Source organism: Vibrio ishigakensis, from assembly GCF_024347675.1.
GTDB lineage: Bacteria > Pseudomonadota > Gammaproteobacteria > Enterobacterales > Vibrionaceae > Vibrio > Vibrio ishigakensis.
Genome location: NZ_AP024881.1, coordinates 2,135,749 through 2,162,551, shown reverse-complemented (window position 1 = coordinate 2,162,551; position 26,803 = coordinate 2,135,749). Strand labels below are relative to the sequence as shown.

The window sequence follows — 26,803 nt, the reverse complement described above, 5'->3', positions numbered from 1 at the left end:
AGGATAAAAATCCCTGTCATACCGGAATGCGAAAGCATATCCGGTACCTCCCCAACAACTAAACTCTCTTTAACTGCGCCAGCACAAAGCAGAACGTTGCACTCACCACCACCGATGGCCCCGCTGGCGTATCATAAAACCAGGACATACTCAGCCCACCAAATACGCAGGCTATACCTATCATTGAAGCCAACATCGCCATCTGCTCTGGGCTGGTGGCAAAGCGACGAGCGGTAGCGGCAGGGATGATCAGCATAGAAGTGATGATCAGAGCCCCAACAAACTTCATGCCCACGGCAATCACTAAGCCTATCATTAGCATCAGAATAAGGCGCATAAAGTCGATGTTAACCCCCTCAACGGCAGCCAATTCTTCGTTTACTGTGCTCGACAGAAGCGGACGCCAAAACGCAACCAGCATCACCATAATGGCGCCGACCCCTATATAGATAAAGGCAACATCTTGGTTAGATACTGAGAGCAGATCACCAAACAGGTAACCCATCAAATCTACTCGCACATTGTCCAAGAAGCTAACTGCAATCAGACCTAGGGACAGGGCACTGTGCGCCAAGATCCCGAGCAGAGTATCGGTCGCCACTAGCTGCTGTTTTTGCATGGTCACTAGCACAACCGCCAGACCTAAACAGACCACAACTAGTGCTAGATACAGGTTGATATTAAGTAGAAAACCGAGCGCCAGACCCATTAGAGAGGCGTGGGCTAGGGTGTCGCCAAAGTAGGCCATTCTGCGCCACACCACAAATGAACCTAATGGCCCTGCTACGAGTGCGATGCCGATACCGGCAAGAATAGAGGGAAGCAGAAACTCAATCATGTTTATGTCCATGGGTGTGGTTGTGGCAGTCGTGTGCGTCGCCCTCTACCGCTTCTCCAGAGAGGTCGTGATGGTGATGCAGGTGTTGATGCTGATATAGCGCAAAGGTGGATTGCTCCACATTAGCCGAGCCAAACAGCTCTATATAGCTAGGGTGAGTAGAAATCGCTGATGGTGTGCCTGAACAGCAGATGTGGTGGTTAATACACACCACCTTATCGGTTTTCGCCATCACCAGATGCAGGTCATGGGAGACCATAAATATGGCGCAGCTAAACCTGTGCCTTAGGGTATCAATAAGGTTGTAGAGGTCTATCTGCCCTTGAACGTCTACACCTTGTGCTGGCTCATCCAGAACCAACAGCTCAGGTCTGCCAAGTAGTGCTCTAGCCAGAAGTACCCTTTGATTTTCGCCACCCGAGAGACTATGCACATTTGATTTCAAAAGATGGCTAGCGCCAACCAGATTCAGGGCATCCATTCGCTCCTGTTGGCTATATTTGCCCGCCAGTTGTAAAAACTTGTCTACACGCAGAGGCAGAGTCTCGTTAAGGTGGAGTTTTTGCGGTACATAGCCGACGCGCAGTTTTTTGTTTCGAGTAATTGTGCCACTGTATTTGGTCTGCAGACCAAGTAGCACCTTTACCAAGGTAGATTTACCAGCGCCGTTAGGACCGATTAGTGTGGTTATCTCAGACCTATTGATGCTAAAACTGATATTATCTAGCACCTTTCTTTGGTCAAACTGGACCGTGATCTGATTGAGCTCGACGAGTTGAGTCATAGGTAAATTATTGTATATCCTGATGATTTGACGCTTGTATTATATTGCAAATCTGCAAATGAGAAAGGTTTGCACTTACACTATGTTATAAAGTAACATTTGCAATAGTTTAACTCCATAGCAAGGAAGCAACCTTAGATGAAGCGCCTTATATTATCACTGGCCTGTTTTGGCTTTGTGGCGAATGCCCACGCGGTTGAAGTACTCAGCAGCATCAAGCCTATTCAGCTCATTACTCAAGAGATCACCAAAGACACAGCAGAGTCTCATGCGTTAGTAGACTCGAATATGTCTCCTCACGACTATTCTTTAAAACCATCTGATGTAAAGAAAATCCGTTCTGCTGACCTTATTGTTTGGTATGGCCCTGACTTAGAGCGTTTTATGACCTCTTTGACTGAAGAGCAAAAAAATGTGCTTACAGTAAGTGAGCTATCTAACGTAGATCTTCGCGCTTTTGATGAAGGTCACCATGATGATCACCATCATCATCACGGCAGTTATGACCCTCACTTCTGGCTTGGTCCAAAACAAGCTGGCTCAGTGGCAAAAGCGGTTGCGGAAAAGCTTCAAGCAATAGACCCAGAAAATTCTGCTCAATATCAGGATAATCTGAAAGAGTTTCTGGCGAACTTACAAAAAACTAGCCTTGAGATTGATGCTGAACTAAAGCCAGTAAAAGATAAGGGCTACTTCGTTTTTCATGAGGCCTATGGCTACTTCGAAGACTATTACGAGCTAAACCACCTTGGTGCTTTTACTGTAAGTCCAGAACGTAAGCCTGGTGCGAAGACACTTATTCAGATTAAAACGCGCCTAAAAGAGGGTGACGTTCAGTGCGTATTCAGTGAACCACAGTTCAAGCCAGCGGTCATCGAGACGGTAACGCGTGGCACGGGTGTAAATCAAGGTCAGCTAGATCCATTAGCATCCGATATCGAGGTTAAGCCAGGTGCTTACTTTGACTTCCTGCGTCAGATGAGTAGTTCATTTACTTCTTGCCTCTCATAAATTTCGAATTTGAAATATAAGTTTTCAGAAAAGCATCCTGTTAAGGATGCTTTTTTTGTCCTAATCGAGGTTTTGCTGCGTTAAACTCAGTTACAATTTTTTAAATGATAATAATTGGCATTTAGATTATGAAATTGGCAGATTTAGCGTTAGGGCAAGACGCAACGATTGTATCTATGCAACAGCTTGATAGTCAGACTCGAAAGAAGCTGATGGTAATGGGGTTACTACCTAACACCTCTATTACACTTGTGCGCGTTGCACCATTTGGTGACCCTCTTCAAGTACGTGTTCGCGATGTAAGCGTTGCTTTGCGTAAATCTACCGCAAGCCAAATTGATGTAGAGGTAGCCTAATGGACTATTCAATTCTAACCGTAGGTAACCCAAACAGCGGTAAGACCACGCTTTTCAATGCCTTCACTGGAGCGAACCAAAAGGTGGGTAACTGGGCGGGTGTTACTGTTGAAAAGAAAACGGGTACTTACAGTCTAGCGGGTGAGAGCTTTGCTCTGACCGACCTTCCAGGTATCTATGCACTAGACAGTGGCAATGACGCCAACAGCCTAGATGAGACCATCGCTTCTCGTTCGGTGCTATCCACACCAGCTGACCTAATTATCAATGTTATCGATGCAACCTGTCTTGAGCGCAGCCTATATGTAACCCTACAGTTGCGTGAACTTGGCCGCCCTATGGTGGTGATCCTAAATAAGATGGATGCACTGGCTAAAGATAATCATCAAATTAATCTAAAAGGCCTGTCTAAGGCTCTAGGCTGTCCGGTTCTTTCTGTAAGCGCGACCAAGCAACACGAAGTAGACATGCTTAAGGCTGATCTACATAAGATGCTGGCGCAAGGTATCGAGGTTGAACCTCTTGCTCTGGATTATGGTGAAGAGCTAGAAGACAAGGTTAACCAAATTGCTCCATATTTTGAGCATGAATTAGTAGCAAGTCGCGCATTGGCTATCCGCGCCCTTGAGCAAGACCAGCTTATCTTAAACAGTGCACCTGCTGAGGTAAGAGATACAGTAACTGCAACTCACAGAGGCAGTGATCTCGATATCGAGATGCACGTTGCGGATGTGAAATACTCCTTCTTGCATCAAATCACCAAAGCGAACCGCTCTCAGGTGGGTCGTGTGACCCGCCGTATCAGCGAGCGCATCGATGCTATCGTCCTTAACCGCTGGTTGGGTATTCCTATCTTCTTCGGCGTGATGTACCTGATGTTCATGTTCGCCATCAACATTGGCGGTGCCTTTATCGACTTCTTCGATATCTCATTTGGCGCTGTGCTGGTGGATGGGGTGCACTATCTTCTAGACGGAAATCTGCCTGAATGGCTAGTGACCATCCTTGCTGATGGTATCGGCGGTGGTATCCAGACGGTTGCGACCTTTATCCCTGTAATCGCAGGCCTGTATCTATTCCTGACTTTGCTTGAAGGCTCGGGCTATATGTCCCGTGCAGCCTTTGTTCTGGATAAGGTGATGCAAAAAGTAGGTCTACCAGGTAAGGCATTTGTTCCTCTAGTCCTTGGTTTTGGCTGTAACGTACCTGCTATCATGGCAAGCCGTACCCTAGACCAAGAGCGTGAACGTCGCTTAGCCGCATCTATGGCGCCATTCATGTCATGTGGTGCTCGCCTACCTGTATACGCTCTATTTGCGGCGGCTTTCTTCCCAAGTGCTGGTCAGAACGTGGTATTTGCTCTGTATCTGATTGGTATCCTAGCGGCAGTATTCACCGGTCTATTGCTTAAGCACACCATCTACCCGGGTAACAGCGACAGCTTTATCATGGAGATGACCGACTATGAGATCCCACGTGTTAACAACGTATTGATCAAGACTTGGCAGAAACTGAAGCGCTTTGTATTCGGCGCAGGTAAAACCATCGTTGTGGTAGTGACCATCCTAAGCTTCGTTAACTCTATTGGCACTGACGGCAGTTTCGGCAACCAAGACAGCGAAAACTCTATGCTGTCTAAAGCGGCGCAAGTGGTTACGCCTGTGTTTGCCCCTATGGGTATCGAACAAGACAACTGGCCTGCAACCGTTGGTATTGTAACGGGTATCTTCGCTAAAGAAGCAGTAGTGGGTACTCTAAATAACCTATATGCAACGCCATCTGAAGAAGAAGCAGAATACGACCTAATGGGCAGCCTTGAAGAGGCATTTATGTCCATACCTGAGAACCTGAGCGATCTTAGCTTCAGTGACCCGCTAGGTATCGAAGTAGGTGAGCTTGATGACACATCAGCGGTTGCCGAAGACCAAGAGGTAGACGTGTCTGTATTTGCGAACCTGCAAGGTAAGTTTGGCTCAGCACACTCAGCGTTTGCTTATCTGCTGTTCATCCTGCTTTATACTCCTTGTGTGGCAGCTATGGGTGCTTATGTACGTGAGTTTGGTGCTAAGTACGCTCGCTTTATTGCGGTATGGACCATGGGCCTAGGTTACTTCAGTGCTGTGCTGTACAACCAAGTGGCGCACTTTAGCGTGAATCCGTTGACTAGTTCTATCTGGATTGCAGTGGTGTTCGCGGTTGGTCTTATGACCTATCTGCTCCTCAAGCGTGAAGCGAAACGCTCTCGCTTGGTTGAAGTTGAAACTCTAGCCTAGGAGTCATCATGATACTGCAGCAACTAAAGGCTTATTTGGAGGAGCATGGCACCTCAGAGCGTAAGGTATTGGCCAATCACTTTGGTCTGTCTGAGGATGGCGTAGATGCTATGTTGCAGCGCTGGATAGATAAGGGGCAGGTGATGCGTATCGAGGACACCATCAAGGGTAAGTTTTCTGGAGTAAGATACGCACTTAATAAGGGGATTGGCATCTCGGTTAAGATGTAATCCCCAATCAAAAAATGACTAGCTTGGTGAGAAACTTGGATTTTCACCAAGCTTTTGTTTTATTTGGGCCAGCAGCTCTTTTTGAGCACTCTCTTCTCGTACTTCACCCTGAGTATTCCCCCAAACAGGTCCAGGCCAGGCTATATCGCTCTTGAATCTTGCAATATGATGCACGTGCAGTTGAGGTACCATATTTCCTAGCGCGCCAAAGTTGAGTTTATCTGGGCTAAACAGTGACTCTAGCGCCTCCATCACCACCTGTGATTCACGCATAAAGGCTTGTTGATTCTCTATGCTCATATGATGGATTTCTTTAAGGTCCGCTATTTGAGGCACCAATATTACCCAAGGCACAGCCGAGTCTTTGTGCAGTAGCGCGATTGATAGAGGAAAGTGACCTAAAACGTCAGTATCTTTTGCCAGTTGAGGATGCAGTGAGAAAGGCATGATGACTCCTAGTGTGCGTTTACCGTTTGAGTAGATTGAGGCTCAGGATTTGGCTCTCGACTCAACATTAGCGCACCTCCTACCAACATAACAGCGCCAATGATCTGCGGTGCACTCAAGGTCGCATCAAAGGCATACCAGTTGATGGCTACTGCAGATACAGGGAAGAACAACTCACCTATGGTGCCGTAGCGAGCAGGAATGCGCTCAAGCCCTTTATAGTAGATAAACATGCCGAACAGACCAGATAACAGAACCATATAGAATAGCGAGCTAAAGCTACCGTCCGACAGGCTAAAGGTTTCACCGCTATAAAGCATAGCTAGGGTCAGCACAATAAAGGCTAGGGTGAAACGTCCAGACATGATCTGCACGCTGTTATAGCCCTTGAGAGTAAGCTTACGGCCATAAACAGTAGATGCCCCCCATGCTACAACCGCAAGCAGTGCACAGCCGTAGCCGGTGAGAATCGCAATGATCTCAGGGCTGTAATGCCATACTGCCTCTTCGTGCAGAAGCTCAAGGATATCTGGCGCTATCATCACGATACTGCCCATCAAGCTGATGGCCGACCACAGCAGAAAGTGCCTCTGTAGCTTCTCTTTGAGCAAGATAACCGACAGTGAGATGGCCACAATTGGCTGCAACTTTTGCAGCAATATCACCAAGGTCGGGTTCATCAGGCTAAACGCCTTGGTAAAGGCGAGGGTGCCTATGGCCGAGCCAAATACGCCAATAAGTACAAAGGCGAAGATGGTGCCTTTTATATAGGAAAAGCGCCATTTTGGAATAAAGATCTGCGCTATTCCCAGCATGAGTACCAGAAGTAGGTGTTCGAAAAAGACGATCTGTAGGGTGCTGTTGCTCTCAAGGAGCGGATAGCGAAAGAGGGTATCAGCCGCCCATAGGCCAGCTGCTAGCATTACAAGTAAGATTCCTGCCACGATAATTCTCCGACGTGTGAGTCAATTCGTTAACAGGGGCTAAAAAAGGAGTAGCGATCGAAGGCAGAGTGTGGGACGCAAAAGCGCACGCAGCTTTTCTACAACAACGAAACACACACCAACATAAATGCTGGTGCAATTTACTTCTTTCATCCGGACTATAACCGTCGGCTCTGGGTTCTCACCAGATCTGCTGACCTTTCGAGTAATCGAAAGCGCTCGTGGGCTCAAAATCACGCTCATTTGAGCTGATTTTTACCACCGGTGGGGAATTCCGCCCCGCCCTGAAGTCTTGTGTAAGGTAACAAATTTATACCTAGATTCCTACACCCAAACCGTGGGCGCTTATTGACCACTTGTATAGATATGCAGGCGCTGCATTTGCAAAACGTGATCAATGTCTCTAGAATCCGGCGTTTTTGTAATTGTCAGCCTCAGGTCAATACGCAACTTATTGAAGCTTTTAACAGCTAAACGCAACTTTTCGACCAATTATCGAGGCTCTTTTCGTGGGAGTTTCAATGCCACAAGGTTTAATGCTTACTGATCTCGCTATTGCAGGCCTACTGCTAATAGCCGCTAAGATTCTGCGCGTTCACTTTACCTTCTTACAACGCCTATATGTTCCTTCTGCCGTACTGGCAGGTTTGATGGGCCTAGTCTTGGGCCCTGCGGTATACGATGTTCTGCCGTGGACAGATACCTTTACTGCCAATGCGGGTCTTTTGACTGCTGCCCTTTTTTCAGCATTAGGCTTAGCTACAGATGTACCATCACCTAAGCAAGTAGCAACCCGCGCTGGTTCTTTGTGGGCCTTTAATCAGGTGTGTTCTGTATCCCAATGGCTATTTGCGGCTTTCCTAGGCTTAGGTCTAGTGACCTTCTTCTGGCCAGACATTAACCCTGGTCTTGGCGTAACCATGTCGGCAGGCTTTATGGGCGGTCATGGCTCAGCCTCTGTAGTGGGTTCTATCTTTACCTCATTGGGTTGGGAAGATGGCTTCACCCTAGGTTTGACCTTTGCCACTGTCGGTATCTTTATCTCTATCTCTGTGGGAATGCTCATCTTACAGGTCGCTCTAAAACTGGGCTTTATCCAGAGCTTTACCTCGTTCGATAAGATGAACGAGTATGAGCGTAAAGGTCTGGTTGAGCCACAAGAGCAGAGCCCAGTGATGAAAGACACTATGTCTTCTTTGTCGGTAGATACCTTTGCGGTACATGCAGCGCTGGTGGTCGTGGTAACTGCGTTTTCTTACGTTGCAGCTAACTATCTGTCGGGCTTTCACGATAAGGTACAGATTCCAACTTTTGTAACAGGCTTTTTAGGCGGCATGCTGGTGCGTATCGCCGCTAAGCAGACCAAAGCTCAAGATTATCTTTGTGACGGTGCCTTTAAACACGCGGCGGGTATCAGCACTGATTATCTGATTATCTTTGGCATATCCGCTATCAAGATCACCGTACTAGTTCAATATCTACTGCCTATGGTGATCCTAGCGACCGGCGGTGTGATCTTTACCCTTTGGCTAGTGCTATGGGTGGCACCACGTATGCTAGGTGATGACTGGTTTGAAAAGGGTATCTTTACCTGGGGTTGGCTCACCGGCACTGTGGCTATGGGAATCGCGCTACTTAGAATCGTTGACCCTAAGATGCGCAGTAAGGTGCTAGATGATTACGCTATCGCTTATGTACCTGGCTCTATCACGGATATCTTTATTATCTCGTTGATGCCAATCGCTATGTATAACGGTTTGTATTGGCAGGCACTGGCCGTGGGTGTGGGCTATCTAGCCTTTGTACTGTTTATCTGGCGCTTTGTGCTCAATCGCTATCAGGTAGCTAGCGCCTAATATACCGTCTAAAACAAAAATGCCCTGCTCAATGAGCAGGGCATTTTTTATTCGAACGCTTTAATTAGAAGCGACGAGAGAAGATTGCCGCTAGGCCAATGATTGCGATAGCAAGAATCATGATTGGACCTTTACCGCTATCGAAGCCGCTTACGATACCAGCGATTGCAACGATTGCTACAGCGAAAGGAATCACGTACTTAACTAGGTTGTACCATAGACCGAACAGTGGGAAAGATACCTTACCTTCGTTGGTGATTTCTTTCTCAAGGTCAGCACGGTTTAGACGCCAGCCTGCGAAGATACAGATGAACATACCGCCAACCGCTAGGAATACCTTGTCAGTCAGTAGGTCGAAGATGTCGAATACGCCTGTATCGAACAGTGTAGGACCAAGACCACCTAGAGATAGTGATGCGAACACACACATGATAGCCATTACTGAGCTAGCAGAAAGTACTGCAGTGGTACGCTTCATGCCTTTCTCGTCGATTAGGTAAGACACAACTACTTCTAGAAGAGATACAGAAGAGGTTAGTGCTGCAACCGTTAGACCGATGAAGAACATAAGTGCGAACAGTAGACCTACGCCGCCCATTTCAGCGAATAGCTGAGGAACAACAACGAATACTAGACCTGGGCCAGCTGCTGGTTCCATGTTGAACGCGAACATTGCTGGGAACATAGCGATACCTGCAAGTAGAGCTACCGCAGTATCCATACCTACAACCATACCTGTAGTCTGAACTAGGTTCTCTTTCTTCTTCAGGTAGCTACCGTATGTGATCATACAACCCATACCTAGAGATAGTGAGAAGAACGCTTGACCAAGTGCTGCTAGAACAACGTGGCTGTCTACTTTCGAGAAGTCTGGCTTGAATAGGAACTCAAGACCTGCACCAGCACCCTCTAGAGAAAGACCTTTCACCGCTACGATGATAAGGATAAGGAATAGTAGAGGCATTAGAACCTTACCAGCTTTCTCGATACCGCCAGAGATACCCTTACTTACGATAACGATGTTAAGCACTAGGTATGCTGCCATCCAAAGTAGAGGTTGAACTGGGTTAGAGATAAAGCCGCCGAAGCTGTCACCGATAGCTTCTGGGGTGTCTAGAAGACCTGTTGCAATCTTAGGAATGTACGCTAGAGCCCAACCACCTACTACAGGGTAGAAGCCCATGATCAATAGACCACTTAGTACACCGATTACACCAACAAAGGTCCAACGCTTGTCTGTCGATTTAAATGAACCTACAGCTGAACGGCTCGTATGACGGCCGATCGCAAATTCGGTCAGCATTACGCTGAAGCCGATAAAGATTACGAACGCAAGGTAGATAAGTACAAATGCACCACCACCGTTCTCACCAGCTGTGTATGGGAATTTCCAAATGTTACCTAGACCTACAGCTGAACCTGCTGCGGCCATAACAAATCCTAGTCGTGAGCCCCAGTTATCACGAGGGGCTGCTGTTGTGTTACCAGTCGCCACAATTACTCCATCAAATATAATATTGTGTTTGTTACTAAATCGGCGCCTTAAAAATTAGGTGTACAGTTTCTTATACACTTTCAAAAAGTTAGATTGACGCTCTTGAAGTGGCAAGTTAATCAGGCTTTGGGTAAAGTTGGAACCCCAAAAGTGCAATTAGTTGGATTTAGATCTAATTATTGTGCTCAACCGCTGATTTATTGTTCTGCATTCATATTTAATCCTGCAAAAATATCTTTACAGATAACATTTCACTAACATTATCTCTCGATTACCTATGCATATTGACAAGGTGAAACTTGTCATTTTGACGATCTCAATGCATAAATTTCATCAATGTCAGATAAAATGCACTTAAACGACCTTGTTTGCAGCACGGCTTGAATGAATATTTGTGGGGAATTGATGCACTAAGCTGATTCTTTACCCTGCTAATTCTGGCTCTACTGTAAATCCCAACCAAATTTTTGGCTTAGCCCTCGAAGCACATCAATTTCCTTATTCGCCTCCTGCTTGATCCACTCTTGTACTCCTTGCACAACAGCAGAAGAAGATCGGCAGTGGCAAAAATATTGCCATTCAGAGGGTAGGATCTGGATATTACTTGGGCTAACTAGATAGCCATGTTCTAGTTCAGGCAGTATCAAAAGAAGATCGGTCACAGTCACTCCCTGTCCTGACAAGCAAGCACTGAGCGCCAGGTCCAAGGTAAAAAACGTAGTATTACGCGCTTTTCGGTTATCTCTATGCCCTATGGATGCAAGCCAGGTTTTCCAATCGTGATGATCCAACGTCGAGTGCAGGCGAGGAAGTGTGAGTAGTGCGTCTAAATCCACATGCTGCGAATAGATCTCCTGTGAGCAGACTGGCCCCATGTACTCATAGCGAAGAAACTCAATATCTGGTCTGTTCTTGTAAAGGTGCGGCGCTCTAGAGTTTAAGATCAGCAGGTCATAGTCATTGGCTTTGATCGCTTCATCTTCTTCGATGATGGGAATAACTACTATCTCGTGTTCAGGATAGCGCTCTTGAAGTTGCTGTATCTTGGGAAGCAGTGAGCGCGTTGCGTAGCTGAGCGCCGCCTTTATCACGATACGTTGCTGATCGCTGGAATGCCAAGATTCTATTAATGACTGGACACTCTGATAGTTCTTCTGCAGTACAAGGAAGAGTTCGGCCCCTTGCTTGGTCAGCTCGATACTGCGGTGCATGCGGGTGACAAGCTCTGTCTTTAGCCCTTGCTCCAGCTGTTTTACCTGTCTGCTGACCGCACTTTGGGTGACGCTGAGCTCCAATGCGGCATCGGTAAAGCTCAGATGTCTCGCCACTGCCTCGAAGGTTTTCAAGCTGTTGTGGGAATAGGGGATATCTGGATAGGGCTTCATAACACTCTCGCATGATTTCAGGTAATGCCAATCTATCAATAATGTTAATTGAAGATGGGCCTATTTGGCAGTAACTTTATCCCTCAAACCATGAGGGCAGTATGAAAAACATCCTAAAGCTAGCGCTACCACTGACATTATCTCAACTCATCGCTATGGCTTTGGTACTCACCGATGTCTGGATGATGTCGCGCATCAGTGTTGCGGACCTAGCCGCTGGTGGACTTGGCGCCTCTGTATATTCGTTTGTTTTTCTTATCGCAAGTAGCGCAGTTGGTTGCGTTGCCAACCTAATCGCCATCGCGTACGGACAAAGTATCGCAAGGCCTGAATATGGCCGCGAGCAGATCCGCTTTGCGGTGAAGGGAGCGGTGATGCTCTCAGTATTACTAAGCGTACTGCTCAGCTTTAGCTTTGTGTTTGCGCCGCAATTGCTACTAAATGCTCAGCAGTCCCCTGAAGTGATTGAGATCGCCATGCTGTACTTGCATGCATTGAAGTGGGCCATGTTACCAACGCTCTTGCTATTGGTACTTCGAGGCCTAACCAGCACCTTTGGTGATGTACGCTCGGTAATGCTGATGTCTATCGTGACCGTGATTGTGAATGTGCCTATCAGCTACTTGCTTGCCTTTACCCTAGATTGGGGTATTGCGGGGCTAGGTTATGGCACGGCGATAGCGGCTTGGTTAGTGTTGCTTGGTTATGGTTTCTGGGTATTCAATCAGCAGAAATATCAGCGCTTTGCCCCTTGGTTAAATCTTCAAGAGTATACGCCTAAGCTGATGCTTCCTCTTTTGTCCATGGGTGCACCTATCGCCTTTGCCAGTATGCTAGAGCACGGACTTATCTATGGCGGTACCTTGATGGCAGGCATGATAGGCGTTGCCTCTTTAGCACTGCATCAGATCTTACTGCAATGTCTGTCTTTTACTTGGAACATCAACTTTGGTTTCGCTCAGGCTGCCGCCATCTTGGTAGGCAAAGAGTACGGTGCGACCAATTACAATGGCATTACCGCTATTGCTAAGAAGAGTTTTGTCATTGTCTCTGCGCTGAGCTTTGTTATTGCAGCTGGTTTTGCTATCTGGCCCGAATCAGTCGCAAGCCTGTTCCAGTTAGACAGTGATGGAGGCCATGAGCTTACCGATATACTCAGCTCAGTTATCTGGGTAGTGGCGCTGTGCTTTGTGGTGGATGCATGGCAATTGCTGGCCATCAATATTTTGCGTGGCATGAAGATAGTGGTAGTGCCTACCATAATGACTGCAATCGGTTACTGGGCGTTTGGCCTGCCAGCGGCCTGGCTTCTAATGAAGGCGTTTGGCCTCGCAGGCATCTGGGGCGGGATAGGCATAGGTCTAGGTGTGACAGGTATCTTGCTGCTAGCACAGGTTATCTTTGAAACCCGTCGATTCCATTCTCATTCACAGGTCCAAGTCGCTTAATGTAAAACCTCTGCTTAACGGCAGAGGTTTTTTGTTTATGTACGATGTTGTCCATCAACGGTGAGTCGCGCTAGAGGCTAGCTAGCGAGAAAATACAGGTTATCTGCGGGGCGCTATAAAGAGCGCCTTATCTATTACCTGGATCTCCGAGACCTAGCCTGAATGCCTCATGTTTTTTCTAATCGTCGTCGCCTGCTAAATCTCACCTCTAGTAGCAAGGAACTGTCGGCTCAGTTTCGTTGGGAGACGATCAATGCCATCGCCTATAAATTAGGTGGGGTACTATTCGTTGCAGGCAGTTATTTCTTTTTCCCAGCCCAAGCTGAACATGCCTATATTGGAAGTTGGCTATTTTTGTGTGCCTCTCTTGTGTATCTGGTGGTTAATGCCCATCAGATGTTAGAGATAAGACGCTATTGGCGCAGATGTAAATCACATAGCCTAGATGAGGTGTTGGAGTATGTGGCTGGGCTGAGTTATTTGCTCGGTACGTTAAGCTTTGTGTTCGGGCGTATTGCTGGCTTCTTTGGCGCGGAGCACATACTTATCAGCACCTGGCTGTTTATCATAGGTAGCGCCCTGTTTATTGCCGGGGCTAGTGTGAACGTATTTCTTATCATCAAGGCAGAATCGATACAGCTTTTACAGTTGATGAATCTAACCTCAATCACCTTCATTGTCGGTTCGGTTCTATACGGCACTGCTTCTATTCCCTATCTGTGGGTATTTGAGTCACCCAATGACCATCGCCTGATACTCAATTTTCTGGCGTGGCAATATATGATTGGCAGTCTGCTATTTTTGCTCGGTGGGATATTTAACTATTGGCGAGCCTATCTCTTGGTTCAAAGGAAGTTAGCCCGGCTCGAAGGGACGAAAGCATTGGTTTAGCGCACAAACAAAAAGGCCTGAATATCAAATTCAGGCCTTTGCAGTTTTTATCTCTTTAACGGAGATTACATGCGCTCTAGAGTCTCGATACCTAGTAGTGATAGACCTTGTTTGATGGTCTTCGCTGTTAGCGCAGCAAGTTGTAGACGGCTTTGTTTAACCGCTTCGTCTTCTGCTACTAGGATAGGACATGCTTCATAGAAGCTAGAGAATTGACCCGCTAGCTCGAACAGGTAGCTACACATGATATGTGGTTGACCTTCGCGAGCTACTGCTTGTACCGCTTCTTCAAACTGAAGCAGTTTAGCGATAAGCGCTTTCTCTTTGTCATCGGTGATCTTGATATCGCCAGACAGCTCATCCATAGAGATGCCCGCTTTTGCGAATACAGATGCCACACGGGTGTATGCGTACTGCATGTAAGGCGCTGTGTTGCCCTCGAATGCTAGCATGTTGTCCCAATCAAACACGTAGTCAGTAGTACGGTGCTTAGAAAGGTCTGCGTATTTAACCGCTGCCATAGCAACTGTGTTAGCGATCTTAGTCTTCTCTTCAGAAGCCAGCTCTGGGTTCTTAGACTCGATAAGCTTGATAGCGCGCTCTTCTGCTTCATCAAGAAGGTCAGCAAGACGTACAGTACCGCCAGCACGGGTCTTAAATGGACGACCATCTTTGCCAAGCATCATGCCGAATGCGTGGTGCTCTAGAGATACCTCTTCTGGCACATAGCCCGCTTTACGAACGATGGTCCAAGCTTGCATTAGGTGCTGGTGCTGACGTGAGTCGATGAAGTAAAGTACGCGATCTGCGCCAAGTTGCTCGTAGCGGTATTTAGCACATGCGATGTCGGTAGTGGTGTATAGGAAACCGCCGTCGCGTTTCTGGATGATTACACCCATAGCTTCGCCGTCTTTGTTCTTATACTCTTCAAGGAATACAACCTGAGCGCCGTCATCTTCAACCGCTAGGCCTTTCTCTTTAAGGTCAGCAACGATGCCAGGCAGCATGTCGTTGTACATGCTCTCACCCATCACGTCTTCACGCGATAGAGAAACATTTAGACGGTCGTAGTTACGCTGGTTTTGAACCATGGTGATATCAACCAGTTTCTTCCACATCTCAGCGCAGTACTCGTCACCACCTTGTAGCTTAACTACGTAGTTACGAGCGCGCTCAGCGAACGCTTCGTCTTCGTCGTACAGTTTCTTCGACTCACGATAGAAAGCTTCTAGGTCAGACAGTTCCATAGAAACCTCGCCAGCTTCTTGCTGAACGCGTTCTAGGTTTGCGATAAGCATGCCGAACTGAGTACCCCAGTCACCGATGTGGTTTGCACGAACAACCTTGTGACCAAGGAATTCTAGAGTACGAACTACCGCATCACCGATGATGGTTGAGCGAAGATGACCAACGTGCATTTCTTTCGCTACGTTTGGAGCCGAGTAGTCAGCAACGATAGTTTTTTGCTCTTCAGTCGCAACGCTTAGGCGCTTATCAGCAAGAGCCGCTTGCGCTGACTTAGCTAGAAACTCTTCGCTTAGGAAGATATTGATAAAGCCAGGACCTGCGATCTCGGTTTTGCTTGCGATACCGTCTAGGTCTAGGTTGTCTAACACTTTTTGCGCGAATTCTCGTGGGTTAGTTCCTAGTCGTTTTGCAACGCCCATTACGCCGTTTGCTTGGTAGTCACCAAACTGAGGCTTTGCAGATTGACGTACAGCAGCTGGGCTACCTGCAGGTGCACCTGCAGCGGTCAGTGCTTCGGAAACTTTGTCGTTAATAAGTGCTTGGATATTCACGCGCTAGTCCTTCAAATTGAGGATGCATGAAGGCAAAAAAGAGGGCCTTCATTGTCTAAGTTAGAAAAATGGCGTTCATGATAACAACTAAACGGCTGAGGATCGATAGCCGAGAGCTATTTGAATCGCTTGTTATTGGGGCTGCTAATCTATGCACTTGAGATGCGTAGAATTATGGTTACAATCCGCTTGGATTTTCTCATTCAACACTCGATGGAGAGCAAGCTTTGGACAAGCTAACACAAGCCGAATTACACCCGCAGCAGATGCTAGGGCGCGTTGAAGAATTTATGGATAAGATTCAAGCTCTTGCCACAGAACTTAACCTGCCAATCGCCGAGTTTCAGGCGGACCATCTAGCGCTTCGTATCAATGATAGTGAGCTTGCCAGGCTTGCTCATCAGGCTTGGTCTGAGCATGGCAGCACCATCTCAGAGGCGATGATCAACGGTCGCCCAATCGTGGTTATCTTGTTTGATGAGCCGATTAAGGTGAAAGGATGGAATATCGAATGCCTTGAGCTGCCATATCCAGCAGAAGGAAAGCTCTATCCGGTGCAAGACTGGGAGCATGTTGAGTTCGTGATTCCCTCGAATGCACAAAGCGCTGATGACTTCTTTGCAGAGCTGAAACAGGCTTATCCAAGCTTTGAACAGGCAGTGAAAGAGGGGGATTTCAAGCTCAAGCTATCTAGCCCGAAAGGCGAAGGTGAGCGTCTGGCTAACCCGACGGTCGCCATCAAAAATAAAGGGGTGTGCATTAAGCTACACCCCCATCCGCTAAAGGCTGTTGTCGAGTCCGAACAAGGCCTATAGGATTACCGTTTTGTTGCCGTAGACAAATACGTGGTCATTCACCACCTTGTTTAGGGCCTTACTCAGGACGTTCTTCTCTACATCACGACCGGCTTGAGCCATGTCTTTGGCGCTAAAGTTGTGATCCACAGGGATAACGTCCTGCTTGATGATTGGTCCCTCATCGAGATCATCGGTAACAAAGTGCGCAGTCGCACCTATGATTTTTACCCCGCGCTCATACGCTTGCTGATATGGCTTAGCCCCGATGAAGGCTGGTAGGAAGCTGTGGTGAATATTGATGATCTTATGCCTGTATTGGGCCACAAAGCCCGGGTTTAAGATACGCATATACTTGGCAAGCACAAGATAGTCTGGGGCAAACTCATTGATCGCTTCGCACAGCTTAGCCTCATGCTCGTCGCGATTTAATCCCTCATGGCTGACATGGCGAAATGGGATATCGAACTTTTCCGCTAGTGGCTGCAAAGTATCGTAGTTACCTACAATCGCTGCAATATCGATATTCAATGTACCGTCGAAGGTTTTGATCAGGATATCGCCTAGGCAGTGCGCCTCTTTGGTGACTAGGATAACCACCTTCTTCTTTGAAGAATCTACTAGCTTCTTGCTCGCCCCCTTAGGTAGCGCAAACTCAAGGTCTTCCATTAGTACAGCATCGTTGAAGTTACCCTCAAGCTCGGTACGCATAAAGAAATGACCGCTGGTATTATCAACAAACTCGTTGTTATGGATAATGTTTAGCTGATGCTTGTAACAGATGTTGGTAATCTTAGCGATAAGACCCGGCTCGTCTGAGCAATGGGTAAGCAGGGTTTTTCTTTCCATGAAACGGATTCCTTTGGTTACTTAATACCCTCACTATACTCAAGAATGCTTTTGATGCCAGCCCTTGTTAAAGGCGAGCATAGAATTCAAAAAGGAACTAAGTTGAAGATAAATAAGGTTTTTTCCACCGATGGAGCCCTAGGTAAGGCGATAAAGGGCTTTCAACCGCGTGATGCCCAGACCGAAATGGCGCAGGCGGTGATGGATACCATCAAGGAGAAAAGCCAGCTGGTGGTTGAGGCAGGTACGGGTACCGGTAAGACCTTTGCCTATCTAGCCCCTGCTTTATTAAGTGGTAAGAAAGCCATAGTCTCAACCGGTTCTAAAAACCTGCAAGAGCAGTTGTATCACCGTGACCTTCCGTTAATGAAAGACGCCCTAGGCTTTACTGGTCGAGTGGCACTTTTGAAGGGCAGGGCAAACTACCTTTGCCTAGATAGACTAAGTCGCCAGATGATAGAGAGTCATGGTCATCACGCCGATCCACAGCTTCTTAGCCAATTGGTCAAGGTGCGCTCTTGGTCCTCATCTACCCAGTCGGGAGACTTGGGTGAATGTGAGGACCTGCCAGAAGATAGCCCTGTAATTGCTGACATCACCTCGAACAACGATAACTGCTTAGGAAAAGAGTGTCCTAGCTACGATGACTGCTTTGTATTCAAGGCGAGAAACCGCGCACTAGAGGCAGACCTTGTGGTGGTGAACCATCACCTATTTTTAGCGGATATGGCGGTGAAAGAGACTGGCTTTGGTGAGCTATTACCAGAGGCAGAGGTATTTATCTTCGATGAGGCACACCAGATCCCAGACATCGCCAGTCAGTATTTTGGCCAATCACTGAGCTCGCGTCAGGTAAATGAGCTAGCTAAGGATATAGAGATTGGCTATCGCACTGAGGCCAAGGATATGCGTCAGTTGCAAAAGGTGGCGGATAAGCTAGTGAGTACGGCGGCAGAGCTTCGAATCTCTTTGGGTGAACCGGGCTTTCGCGGAAACTGGCGTGAGAGCATGAAAAATCTCGATGTTCAGCGGAATGTGGAGAGACTCAGTGATGCCCTGCAATTGGCACGTGAAGTACTCAAGGTTGCTCTTGGACGCTCCCAGCTTTTGGACACCGCCTTTGATAGGGTGACCGTGCTTCAGAACCGCCTTGAACGGGTCTGTGATACCTCCATCATGGGATATTCCTACTGGTTTGATTGCACCAGACGCCATTTCTCGTTGAACATCACGCCATTATCAGTGGCAGACAAATTTCAACAGCAGGTAACAGAGCAGGGTGGCAGTTGGGTTTTTACCTCAGCAACCCTGTCGGTTTCCAACGACTTTGGCCACTTTACCTCGCGCTTGGGTCTAAAACCGAAACAGCAGATAGCTTTAACCAGCCCATTTGATTATCAAACCCAGGCCAAATTGTGTGTGCCAAGATATCTGCCTGAGCCGAATAGTCCTATGATGTCGCAAAAGCTGGTTTCTATGCTTGGGCCGGTTATCGAGGCCAACAGAGGTCGCTGTTTCTTTCTCTGCACCTCACACGCTATGGTAAAAGATCTCACTGAACGTTTTCGTGAACGCCTCGACTTGCCGGTTCTGATGCAGGGGGAGAGCAGTAAGCAAGCCCTGCTACAAGAGTTCGTTTCTCTTGGAGATGCGCTGCTTATTGCAACAGGTGCATTCTGGGAGGGGGTTGATGTTAGAGGTGACACATTAAGCTGTGTTATCATCGACAAATTGCCCTTTACCGCCCCAGATGACCCGCTTCTTAAGGCCCGAATCGAGGATTGTAAACTCAGTGGAGGTGAGCCCTTCTCTGAGGTGCAACTGCCCGATGCCGTGATTGCATTAAAGCAGGGTGCGGGACGTTTGATTCGAGATACCAACGATAAGGGCGCATTGATCATCTGCGACAACCGCTTGGTAACTCGAGACTATGGCAAGCTGTTCTTATCTAGCTTGCCCCCAATGCCGAGAACCCGAAGTGTCTCGGTGGTAAAAGAATTTCTTCAGTCTGTCGACGGTGATCGACAGTAAGTTTGACTACGAATAATTGAGAGTTACATGAGCGCTAAAATCTTAGCTTTAGACACCTCTACCGAGTTTTGCTCGGCTGCTCTACTTGTAGATGGTGAACTGTTTCATCGTGGCGAGGTCTCACCGAGAGGCCACACAACAAAAATCCTGCCTATGGTGGATGCGATCCTAGCCGAGGCCGGTATCAAGCTGACTGACCTAGATGGCCTAGCATTTGGTCGTGGGCCAGGCAGCTTCACCGGTGTTCGTATCGGTATCGGTGTTGCCCAGGGTTTAGCCTTTGGCGCTGACCTGCCTATGCTGGGTGTATCGACCCTAAAAGCCATGGCTCAGGGTGCTTATCGCACATCCGGTGCAACTCATGTTGCTGCCGCCATCGATGCGCGAATGAGCGAGGTGTATTGGGGCCGCTTTAGCCGTCAGCAAGATAACAGTTGGTCTGAGGTTGACGCTGAGTGTGTTATCCCACCGGCTGAACTTAGTGAGCAAGTCACCGAAGACGGCAACAGCTGGACTCAAGTCGGCACAGGTTGGGATGCCTACAGCGAAGAGCTAGCTGGCCTTAAACTGAATCGCACCGAAAGCGGTGTGCTGTATCCAGAATCACAAGACATTGTCGCTGTTGCTTCCCAAGAGTGGAGTGAAGATAAACTGGTTGGCCCTGAAGAGGCATCTCCTGTTTATCTGCGTGACAAGGTTGCTTGGAAGAAGCTTCCAGGCCGAGAATAGAGGAAGTAAAAAATGGCAAAGAAGACCCTGTTTGTATTGGCTCTGGCACTGTTTCTTTCAGGTTGCGCCTCTTTGCCAGAATCCTTGAAAACTGAAGACCAGAATCTCGTCACGGATTATCAGACTTGGATTAACGCGCCTCAAGAGTCGCTGACCACAGTGCGACTTGGCGGTGTTATCGCTAAGGTTGATAATGAGGCTGAGCGCACTCGTATCGAGGTAGTGAATCTGCCTATCGAGAATAATGGCAAGCCAGATATCAACGTTGAGCCAGAGGGGCGCTTTGTGGCGTACATAGATGGTTTCGTTGACCCTGTGACCTACTCTAAAGGTCGCTTAGTGAGCATTTTGGGTAACTCAGATGGCTATGAGTTGGGTAAGGTAGGAGAGTACGAATATCGCTTCCCAGTGATGAAGGCTTCTGGTTACCACCTTTGGCAGATCAAGGAGAAGGTGATAGTTCACGACCAGCCAATCAACACCTTCCCTTGTCGCTCTCTATATTGTCGCGAGGTGCGCATTGGGCCTACCACTGGGCAAGTGATCCAGCAGGTAGAGTAGGTGCAATTTAACCTTAATGACTATCAGCTGAGTACTATTGAGGTCTCGAACGACTCACATGTAGAAACTGTTCTATTTCTGCATGGTTGGCTCGACAATGCGGCCTCATTCGAGCCTCTGATTGCACAGATGGTTACGCTCAATCCTCGCCTTAGATACATAGCCTTGGATCTTCCCGGTCATGGGTATAGTTCCCATGCAAAGTCGGGCTTTTACCCATTTCATGACTATCTCGATGTACTCAATCAGGTTATTACTGAGCTGAAAACGCCAGTGCATCTGGTGGGGCACTCAATGGGAGCGTTGATATCCAGTTGCTATAGTGCTGCCTTTTCAGAGCATGTGTTGAGTCTTACTCAAATAGAGGGCTATGGGCCCATGTTTGAGCCTGAGCACAATGCCATTTCTCGTCTTAAAAAGGGTATTCAGAGCCGCCAGCGAATCATTAATAAACCGCGACGCTTGTTTCCCGATATTGCTCCTATGTTAGCGCTTAGGGCATCAAGCACCGAATTGACCGAAGAGCAGATAGCACCCATTGTGCATCGTGACATCATCGAGCAAAAGTTTGGCTGGCAGTGGCGCCACGACCCGAGACTCAAAGCCGACTCTTTGTATCGAATGTCAGAGTCGCATGCAAAGCAGGTTCTTAATCTGCTTCCGAATAAAAATCTTCTGATTCTGGGTAAAACTGGCTTTGCTGGTTTACCTCACCACTTTGAGCAACATGGCAATCCAAATACCAAGCTCCTTGAGATTGAGGGCGGTCATCATTGCCACATTTCTACACCTGAGCCCATCGCTCGTGCATTTTTCGAGCTATTGAATGCTTAAATGTTCGCTTTTGTGAACGCAAATTAAACACATGTTCAATTTTCAGCTACCCTGATAGTTAAAATCTAATAATACAAGTGATTTCAATGCCCTAGCGCACTGACTTCACCTGACTTCTGGGTATATAATGCGCCCCTATTTTTTTCAGGAGTAATGACGTGAATAAACCTTGGCTCTCCCGTTATCCCGCTGACGTGCCAGAATCAATTGACCCGGATACCTATCCGTCTCTAGTGGAGATGTTTGAGAACGCAGTTCGCCGTTTCCCAGATCAACCAGCCTTTATCAATATGGGCTCGGTTATGACATATCGTAAGCTGGAAGAGCGTAGCCGAGCATTCGCTGCTTATCTTCAGAACGAATTGAAATTGAAAAAGGGTGACCGTGTCGCTCTTATGATGCCGAACCTGCTGCAATATCCGATTGCTCTGTTTGGTGTGCTTCGTGCTGGCTGTATCGCAGTAAACGTAAACCCGCTATACACCCCACGTGAACTAGAGCATCAGCTAAACGATGCCGAGGTTGAGACCATAGTTATTGTCTCGAACTTCGCCAATACCCTTGAGCAGATCGTAGATAACACCAAAGTGAAGAATGTGGTGCTGACTAGCCTAGGTCAGATGCTACCTACGGCTAAGGGTACGATCGTTGACTTCGTAGTTAAATACGTTAAGGGCATGGTGCCTAAGTATGACCTACCAGGTGCTATCTCATTCAAACAATCGCTACAGAAAGGCCGTCGCTTACAATATGTGAAGCCGTTTATGAGCGGTGAGGATATTGCTTTCTTGCAATACACTGGCGGTACCACCGGTGTGGCGAAAGGTGCGATTCTTACACACACCAATATGGTGGCAAACGTTCTTCAAGCGAAAGCTGCTTATGGCGCTAAGCTAGATGAAGGTCGTGAGCTAGTGGTAACTGCGCTTCCTCTGTATCACATCTTTGCGCTTACCGTGAACGGCTTGCTGTTTATGGAGCTAGGTGCGACCAACCTGCTTATCACTAACCCGCGTGATATCCCAACCTTTGTTAAAGAGTTGAAGAAGGTGCCGTTTACCGCTATCACAGGTGTAAACACACTATTTAACGCTCTGGTTAACAATGAAGACTTTCATGAGCTAGATTTCAGTCGTATGAAGCTCTCTGTTGGTGGTGGTATGGCGGTTCAGCAGGCTGTTGCTGACAAATGGAAGAAAACCACAGGCGTATTCCTGCTTGAGGGTTACGGTCTAACCGAGTGCTCGCCACTGGTTTCTGGTTGTCCGCACGATATGACGGACTACAACGGCTCTATCGGTCTGCCTGTGCCTTCTACTGAGGTGCGTGTGGTGGACGATGAGGGTAATCCACTGCCAAATACCGAAGTGGGCGAGCTTCAGGTTCGAGGCCCACAGGTGATGCAGGGCTATTACAAGCGTCCAGAAGCCACTCGTGAGGTTATCTCACAAGAGGGTTGGCTATCTACGGGTGATGTGGTGCGCTTTGACGATGAAGGCTTCCTGCATATCGTTGATCGTAAGAAAGACATGATTTTGGTTTCTGGCTTTAACGTGTATCCTAATGAGATTGAAGATGTGGTTGCTCTGCACGGTAAAGTGCTTGAGGTGGCTGCTATCGGCGAACCGCATGAGGTTTCTGGTGAGGTGGTGAAGATCTGCGTAGTGAAACGCGATCCATCTCTGACCAAGGATGAGCTGATCAACCATTGTCGTCAGCATCTGACCGGTTATAAAGTGCCTAAGATTGTTGAGTTTATGGAAGATCTGCCAAAAACCAACGTTGGTAAGATACTAAGGCGAGAGCTCAGAACCGAGCAAAGCCAAACAGCATAATCTTAAATCGCCCTTCAAGGGCGATTTTAATTTGTGAGAATACTTTGAATTATCAAATAATTACTAGCAACCAAGAGTTGCAAAACGTCTGCGATGTAGCCCGTAAGCACTCTGCGGTAATGCTAGATACTGAGTTTGTGCGCACCCGTACCTTTTACCCACAATTGGGTTTGGTACAGATGTTCGACGGTGAGATCTTATCCTTGGTGGACACCAATGTAATCACCGACGTGACGCCGATTGTGGAACTGCTACAAGACCAATCTGTGCTTAAGGTATTACATGCCTGCGGTGAAGATATCGAGGTGTTCCAACACCATTTCCAAACTGTGCCTAGCCCTATGGTGGACACTCAGGTAATGGCGGCCTTCCTTGGTCATGGTCTGTCGACTGGCTTTGCTGCTCTAGTGAACGAATACCTAGGCGTTGAGCTAGATAAGAGTGAGTCTCGTACCGATTGGCTTGCGCGTCCTCTGACACAGAAACAGCTAGATTACGCGGCAGCGGATGTGTTTTATCTGCTTCCTATGTATCAAAAGCTGCACGCCAAGATCGAGGAAATGGGCCTATGGCAAGATGCCATTCAAGAGACTGAGCTTCAGCTGTCTAAGCGTGTGCGCGATACCAATCCAGAGAATGCTTATCTAGATATCAAGGGTGCATGGCAGCTAAGCCCGCAACAACTGAGTATCCTAAAACCTCTTGCGACTTGGCGCTACGAGCAAGCGGTGAAGAAAGACCTGGCTTTGAACTTCGTGTTTAAAGAAGCCGACCTTTTGACCGTAGCCCGCTATAGCTTGACCTCATGGCGTGAGATGGAGCGTCGAGAGTGTGATGTGCGCTCGGTGAAGCGCTATGGTCGTGTCATTACCCAGATAGTCAACGATGCCAAAGAAACCCCTAAAGGTGAGTGGCCAGCTAAGATTGAGCGCCTTGTGGATATGACAGGCTATAAGCAGGTGTTCAAACTACTCAAAGATGAGCTTAAGCTGGTAGTGGATAAGTCTCATCTGGCTCCTGAATTTCTGGCGTCTAAAAAGCAGATTAATCAGCTAATCTCCTGGGTGTGGCGCAAGGATAAGAATCCAGAAGCCTTGCCAGATTTAATGCAAGGCTGGCGAAAGCCACTACTTGGTGACAAGCTTCTGGCAAAGCTTGAAGCGAATCGCTAAAAAGAAAACCCAGCTGATTGAGCTGGGTTTTTTATTACCTGAATTTCGGGCATAAAAAAATCCGAGTGCGAACACTCGGATTTCTTATCAAGCTTAATCAATAAGTGATTATTGAGTTGCTTGGATCGCAGTAAGAGCGATGGTGTAAACGATATCGTCTACTAGCGCGCCACGAGACAGGTCGTTAACTGGCTTGCGCATACCTTGCAGCATTGGACCGATAGATACTAGGTCAGCTGAACGTTGTACCGCTTTGTAAGTCGTGTTACCAGTGTTTAGATCTGGGAATACGAATACAGTTGCCTTACCTGCTACTGGAGAGTTTGGAGCTTTAGAAGCTGCAACGTTTTCCATGATAGCTGCGTCGTACTGTAGAGGACCGTCGATGATTAGATCAGGACGCTTCTCTTTCGCTAGCTTGGTCGCTTCACGTACTTTATCTACGTCTGCACCCTTACCAGATTCACCAGTAGAGTAAGAGATCATAGCAACGCGAGGGTCGATACCGAACGCCTCTGCAGATTCTGCAGATTGGATAGCGATTTCAGCAAGTTGCTCAGCTGTTGGATCTGGGTTGATCGCACAGTCACCGTATACAAGAACTTGATCAGGCAGAAGCATGAAGAAGATTGAAGATACGATAGACGTGTCTGGAGCTGTCTTGATGATTTGGAACGGAGGAACGATGGTGTTCGCAGTAGTGTGTACTGCACCCGAAACTAGGCCATCTACTTCGTTCGCTTCTAGCATCATAGTACCTAGGTAAACAGAGTCTTGTAGCTTCTCACGAGCAACAACCTCAGTCATACCTTTCTTACCACGAAGCTCAACTAGACGAGGAACGTACTTCTCACGTACTGCGTCAGAGTCGATGATCTCAACGCCAGCACCTAGCTCAACACCTTGCTGTGCAGCAACGCGTTTGATTTCTTCTGGGTTACCTAGAAGCACGCAGTTCGCGATACCGCGCTCAGCACAGATAGCTGCAGCTTTAACTGTGCGTGGCTCATCACCTTCTGGAAGGATGATGCGCTTGTTAGCACGACGAGCGAATTCAGTTAGCTGGTAACGGAATGCTGGTGGGCTTAGGCGACGAGATGCAACTGCACCTTCAGTTAGAGAGTCGATCCATTGGCCGTCGATGTTGCTTGCAACGTGTTCGTTAACGAACTCGATGCGCTCTTTATCGTCAGCTGGAACTTCTAGGCTGAAGCTCTGAAGGTTCAGAGAAGTCTGCCAAGTGTTACCTTGTGCTTTGAAGATTGGAAGACCAGTCTCTAGAGCAGGCTTACATAGAGTGTGGATTGACTCAGGGATGTCGTAGCCGCCAGTCAGTAGGATAGCACCGATGTCTACGCCGTTCATTGCTGCAAGAGATGCTGCAACGATTACGTCTGGACGGTCAGCAGAGGTTACTAGTAGTGAACCTGGCTTGAAGTGCTCGATCATGTTTGGCAGTGAACGTGCACAGAAAGTGATGCTCTTGATACGACGAGTAGATGCGTCACCTTCGTTGATGAAATCAGCGTTTAGGTGCTTAGCCATATCAACGGCACGAGTAGCGATTAGCTCAACGCTCCATGGCACGCAACCTAGTACGCGGATAGGGCTTGAGTTGATGATTTCCATCGCTTTAACGTCAGCTTGGTGCGCTGCGTCGTTCTCGTCAAAGATCTCTGATAGGTCAGGGCGAGTACGGCCTGCTTCATCAACTGGAGCGTTAAGCTTGTTGATGATAACACCAGAGATGTTTTTGTTCTTCTTACCACCGAAGTTAGACACTGCAACCTCGATACGCTCAGCAAGTTGTGCTGAGTTGTAAGTACCAGGAGTTGCAACGAATACGATCTCAGCACCAAGAGTCTTAGCGATCTCTTCGTTCACTTGGTTAGCGAATGGGTGCTTACGAGTAGGAACTAGACCTTCGATTAGAGTCACGTCTGCATCGTTGATTTGGTTGAAACGCTCAACGATGGTTTCAAGCAGAACGTCAGTTTGCTCATTACGAATAAGATCTTGTGCTTCGTTCATTGGAGTAGAAACACCGATCTTGATGTCGTTGTTTGACTCTAGGATAGTCGAAGTTAGATCTGGCTGACTGCCACCTGTGCGCGGTTGTGCGATTGGCTTGTAAAACGATACGTTTACGCCTTTACGCTCCATTGCGCGAATAATACCCATGCTAACACTGGTAAGACCTACACCAGCGCTAATTGGGACAAGCATAATGGTACGAGACAT

At 47.7% G+C, this 26,803-nt stretch carries 23 protein-coding genes and 1 riboswitch; of the genes, 14 read left to right on the top strand and 9 right to left on the bottom strand.

Annotation, left to right across the window (positions count from 1 at the left end; genetic code table 11):
* Positions 1 to 58 precede the first annotated feature (58 nt).
* Positions 59 to 838, bottom strand: a complete 780-nt coding sequence (gene znuB / locus Pcarn_RS09850) for a zinc ABC transporter permease subunit ZnuB (RefSeq protein WP_261833696.1) — start codon at positions 836 to 838, stop codon at positions 59 to 61.
* Positions 831 to 1,622 carry a zinc ABC transporter ATP-binding protein ZnuC gene (znuC, locus tag Pcarn_RS09845; RefSeq protein ID WP_261833695.1) on the bottom strand — a complete coding sequence of 264 codons (792 nt, stop codon included), beginning with the start codon at positions 1,620 to 1,622 and terminating at the stop codon, positions 831 to 833. Before znuC ends, znuB begins: the two co-directional genes overlap by 8 nt.
* Before the next feature lie 138 nt (positions 1,623 to 1,760).
* On the opposite strand from znuC, the gene znuA reads away from it, so the two are divergent.
* The 4 genes from znuA (at position 1,761) to Pcarn_RS09825 (ending at position 5,492) form a co-directional block, all read left to right on the top strand.
* Entirely contained in the window at positions 1,761 to 2,633 is an 873-nt protein-coding gene (gene znuA / locus Pcarn_RS09840) for a zinc ABC transporter substrate-binding protein ZnuA (protein ID WP_261833694.1), read from the top strand.
* 128 nt (positions 2,634 to 2,761) lie between these two features.
* Positions 2,762 to 2,989: a FeoA family protein gene (locus Pcarn_RS09835; protein WP_261833693.1), complete on the top strand. Its 228-nt coding sequence runs from the start codon at positions 2,762 to 2,764 to the stop codon at positions 2,987 to 2,989.
* Positions 2,989 to 5,262 (top strand): Fe(2+) transporter permease subunit FeoB, encoded by a 2,274-nt coding sequence (feoB, locus tag Pcarn_RS09830; protein ID WP_261833692.1) that lies wholly within the window; start codon positions 2,989 to 2,991, stop codon positions 5,260 to 5,262. Before Pcarn_RS09835 ends, feoB begins: the two co-directional genes overlap by 1 nt.
* Before the next feature lie 8 nt (positions 5,263 to 5,270).
* Positions 5,271 to 5,492, top strand: coding sequence for a FeoC-like transcriptional regulator (locus tag Pcarn_RS09825; protein WP_261833691.1), 222 nt, complete (start codon positions 5,271 to 5,273; stop codon positions 5,490 to 5,492).
* 18 nt (positions 5,493 to 5,510) lie between these two features.
* Here the strand turns inward: Pcarn_RS09825 and Pcarn_RS09820 are convergent, their stop codons facing one another.
* A complete protein-coding gene (locus Pcarn_RS09820; RefSeq protein ID WP_261833690.1) occupies positions 5,511 to 5,939 on the bottom strand; it encodes an HIT domain-containing protein in 429 nt (142 codons plus the stop codon).
* Positions 5,940 to 5,947: 8 nt separating this feature from the next.
* A complete protein-coding gene (locus Pcarn_RS09815) occupies positions 5,948 to 6,883 on the bottom strand; it encodes a DMT family transporter (RefSeq protein WP_261833689.1) in 936 nt (311 codons plus the stop codon).
* A gap of 137 nt (positions 6,884 to 7,020) precedes the next feature.
* Positions 7,021 to 7,179: riboswitch (FMN riboswitch) on the bottom strand.
* Positions 7,180 to 7,404: 225 nt separating this feature from the next.
* Between Pcarn_RS09815 and Pcarn_RS09810 the strand changes: the two genes are divergently transcribed.
* Positions 7,405 to 8,739 carry a sodium/glutamate symporter gene (locus Pcarn_RS09810; protein WP_261833688.1) on the top strand — a complete coding sequence of 445 codons (1,335 nt, stop codon included), beginning with the start codon at positions 7,405 to 7,407 and terminating at the stop codon, positions 8,737 to 8,739.
* 64 nt (positions 8,740 to 8,803) lie between these two features.
* Here Pcarn_RS09810 and Pcarn_RS09805 read toward each other — a convergent pair whose 3' ends face one another.
* Together Pcarn_RS09805 and Pcarn_RS09800 are read right to left on the bottom strand one after the other, a co-directional pair.
* Entirely contained in the window at positions 8,804 to 10,234 is a 1,431-nt protein-coding gene (locus Pcarn_RS09805; protein ID WP_261833687.1) for a sodium-dependent transporter, read from the bottom strand.
* A gap of 443 nt (positions 10,235 to 10,677) precedes the next feature.
* Positions 10,678 to 11,619, bottom strand: coding sequence for a LysR family transcriptional regulator (locus tag Pcarn_RS09800; RefSeq protein WP_261833686.1), 942 nt, complete (start codon positions 11,617 to 11,619; stop codon positions 10,678 to 10,680).
* Between the two features lie 101 nt (positions 11,620 to 11,720).
* Between Pcarn_RS09800 and Pcarn_RS09795 the strand changes: the two genes are divergently transcribed.
* Together Pcarn_RS09795 and Pcarn_RS09790 are read left to right on the top strand one after the other, a co-directional pair.
* Positions 11,721 to 13,067, top strand: a complete 1,347-nt coding sequence (locus tag Pcarn_RS09795) for an MATE family efflux transporter (protein ID WP_261833685.1) — start codon at positions 11,721 to 11,723, stop codon at positions 13,065 to 13,067.
* 162 nt (positions 13,068 to 13,229) lie between these two features.
* Complete coding sequence (locus Pcarn_RS09790) at positions 13,230 to 13,958, top strand: YrhK family protein (protein WP_261833684.1); 729 nt, start codon at positions 13,230 to 13,232, stop codon at positions 13,956 to 13,958.
* Between the two features lie 65 nt (positions 13,959 to 14,023).
* Here Pcarn_RS09790 and argS read toward each other — a convergent pair whose 3' ends face one another.
* On the bottom strand, positions 14,024 to 15,757 hold the full coding sequence (gene argS / locus Pcarn_RS09785; RefSeq protein WP_261833683.1) for an arginine--tRNA ligase: 1,734 nt from the start codon (positions 15,755 to 15,757) through the stop codon (positions 14,024 to 14,026).
* A gap of 227 nt (positions 15,758 to 15,984) precedes the next feature.
* Between argS and Pcarn_RS09780 the strand changes: the two genes are divergently transcribed.
* Entirely contained in the window at positions 15,985 to 16,572 is a 588-nt protein-coding gene (locus Pcarn_RS09780; protein WP_261833682.1) for a VOC family protein, read from the top strand.
* On the opposite strand, the gene purU is transcribed toward Pcarn_RS09780, so the two are convergent.
* Positions 16,567 to 17,400 carry a formyltetrahydrofolate deformylase gene (gene purU, locus Pcarn_RS09775; protein ID WP_261833681.1) on the bottom strand — a complete coding sequence of 278 codons (834 nt, stop codon included), beginning with the start codon at positions 17,398 to 17,400 and terminating at the stop codon, positions 16,567 to 16,569. The genes Pcarn_RS09780 and purU overlap by 6 nt on opposite strands.
* Positions 17,401 to 17,502: 102 nt before the next feature.
* Here purU and Pcarn_RS09770 point away from each other — a divergent pair, with 102 nt between their 5' ends.
* The 6 genes from Pcarn_RS09770 (at position 17,503) to rnd (ending at position 24,562) form a co-directional block, all read left to right on the top strand.
* The gene (locus Pcarn_RS09770) at positions 17,503 to 19,431 is read left to right on the top strand and encodes an ATP-dependent DNA helicase (RefSeq protein WP_390904430.1); all 1,929 of its coding nucleotides are present in this window, start codon (positions 17,503 to 17,505) and stop codon (positions 19,429 to 19,431) included.
* Between the two features lie 27 nt (positions 19,432 to 19,458).
* Positions 19,459 to 20,160 carry a tRNA (adenosine(37)-N6)-threonylcarbamoyltransferase complex dimerization subunit type 1 TsaB gene (gene tsaB, locus Pcarn_RS09765; protein WP_261833679.1) on the top strand — a complete coding sequence of 234 codons (702 nt, stop codon included), beginning with the start codon at positions 19,459 to 19,461 and terminating at the stop codon, positions 20,158 to 20,160.
* A gap of 12 nt (positions 20,161 to 20,172) precedes the next feature.
* On the top strand, positions 20,173 to 20,721 hold the full coding sequence (locus tag Pcarn_RS09760; RefSeq protein ID WP_261833678.1) for a Slp family lipoprotein: 549 nt from the start codon (positions 20,173 to 20,175) through the stop codon (positions 20,719 to 20,721).
* Positions 20,722 to 21,555, top strand: coding sequence for an alpha/beta fold hydrolase (locus tag Pcarn_RS09755; protein ID WP_261833677.1), 834 nt, complete (start codon positions 20,722 to 20,724; stop codon positions 21,553 to 21,555).
* Between the two features lie 158 nt (positions 21,556 to 21,713).
* Positions 21,714 to 23,390 carry a long-chain-fatty-acid--CoA ligase FadD gene (gene fadD, locus Pcarn_RS09750; RefSeq protein WP_261833676.1) on the top strand — a complete coding sequence of 559 codons (1,677 nt, stop codon included), beginning with the start codon at positions 21,714 to 21,716 and terminating at the stop codon, positions 23,388 to 23,390.
* 44 nt (positions 23,391 to 23,434) lie between these two features.
* Positions 23,435 to 24,562: a ribonuclease D gene (gene rnd / locus Pcarn_RS09745; protein WP_261833675.1), complete on the top strand. Its 1,128-nt coding sequence runs from the start codon at positions 23,435 to 23,437 to the stop codon at positions 24,560 to 24,562.
* Positions 24,563 to 24,670: 108 nt separating this feature from the next.
* Here rnd and pta read toward each other — a convergent pair whose 3' ends face one another.
* Positions 24,671 to 26,803, bottom strand: coding sequence for a phosphate acetyltransferase (gene pta, locus Pcarn_RS09740; RefSeq protein ID WP_261833674.1), 2,133 nt, complete (start codon positions 26,801 to 26,803; stop codon positions 24,671 to 24,673).

Excerpts from the sequence above, each read along its gene's own strand:
- tsaB (WP_261833679.1), top strand. The coding sequence starts at position 19,459 with ATGAGCGCTAAAATCTTAGCTTTAGACACCTCTACCGAGTTTTGCTCG.
- Pcarn_RS09795 (WP_261833685.1), top strand. The coding sequence starts at position 11,721 with ATGAAAAACATCCTAAAGCTAGCGCTACCACTGACATTATCTCAACTC.
- Pcarn_RS09800 (WP_261833686.1), bottom strand. The coding sequence starts at position 11,619 with ATGAAGCCCTATCCAGATATCCCCTATTCCCACAACAGCTTGAAAACC.
- znuA (WP_261833694.1), top strand. The coding sequence starts at position 1,761 with ATGAAGCGCCTTATATTATCACTGGCCTGTTTTGGCTTTGTGGCGAAT.
- purU (WP_261833681.1), bottom strand. The coding sequence starts at position 17,400 with ATGGAAAGAAAAACCCTGCTTACCCATTGCTCAGACGAGCCGGGTCTT.
- Pcarn_RS09835 (WP_261833693.1), top strand. The coding sequence starts at position 2,762 with ATGAAATTGGCAGATTTAGCGTTAGGGCAAGACGCAACGATTGTATCT.
- Pcarn_RS09790 (WP_261833684.1), top strand. The coding sequence starts at position 13,230 with ATGCCTCATGTTTTTTCTAATCGTCGTCGCCTGCTAAATCTCACCTCT.
- znuC (WP_261833695.1), bottom strand. The coding sequence starts at position 1,622 with ATGACTCAACTCGTCGAGCTCAATCAGATCACGGTCCAGTTTGACCAA.
- Pcarn_RS09810 (WP_261833688.1), top strand. The coding sequence starts at position 7,405 with ATGCCACAAGGTTTAATGCTTACTGATCTCGCTATTGCAGGCCTACTG.
- znuB (WP_261833696.1), bottom strand. The coding sequence starts at position 838 with ATGATTGAGTTTCTGCTTCCCTCTATTCTTGCCGGTATCGGCATCGCA.
- Pcarn_RS09820 (WP_261833690.1), bottom strand. The coding sequence starts at position 5,939 with ATGCCTTTCTCACTGCATCCTCAACTGGCAAAAGATACTGACGTTTTA.
- Pcarn_RS09760 (WP_261833678.1), top strand. The coding sequence starts at position 20,173 with ATGGCAAAGAAGACCCTGTTTGTATTGGCTCTGGCACTGTTTCTTTCA.
- Pcarn_RS09825 (WP_261833691.1), top strand. The coding sequence starts at position 5,271 with ATGATACTGCAGCAACTAAAGGCTTATTTGGAGGAGCATGGCACCTCA.
- pta (WP_261833674.1), bottom strand. The coding sequence starts at position 26,803 with ATGTCTCGTACCATTATGCTTGTCCCAATTAGCGCTGGTGTAGGTCTT.
- feoB (WP_261833692.1), top strand. The coding sequence starts at position 2,989 with ATGGACTATTCAATTCTAACCGTAGGTAACCCAAACAGCGGTAAGACC.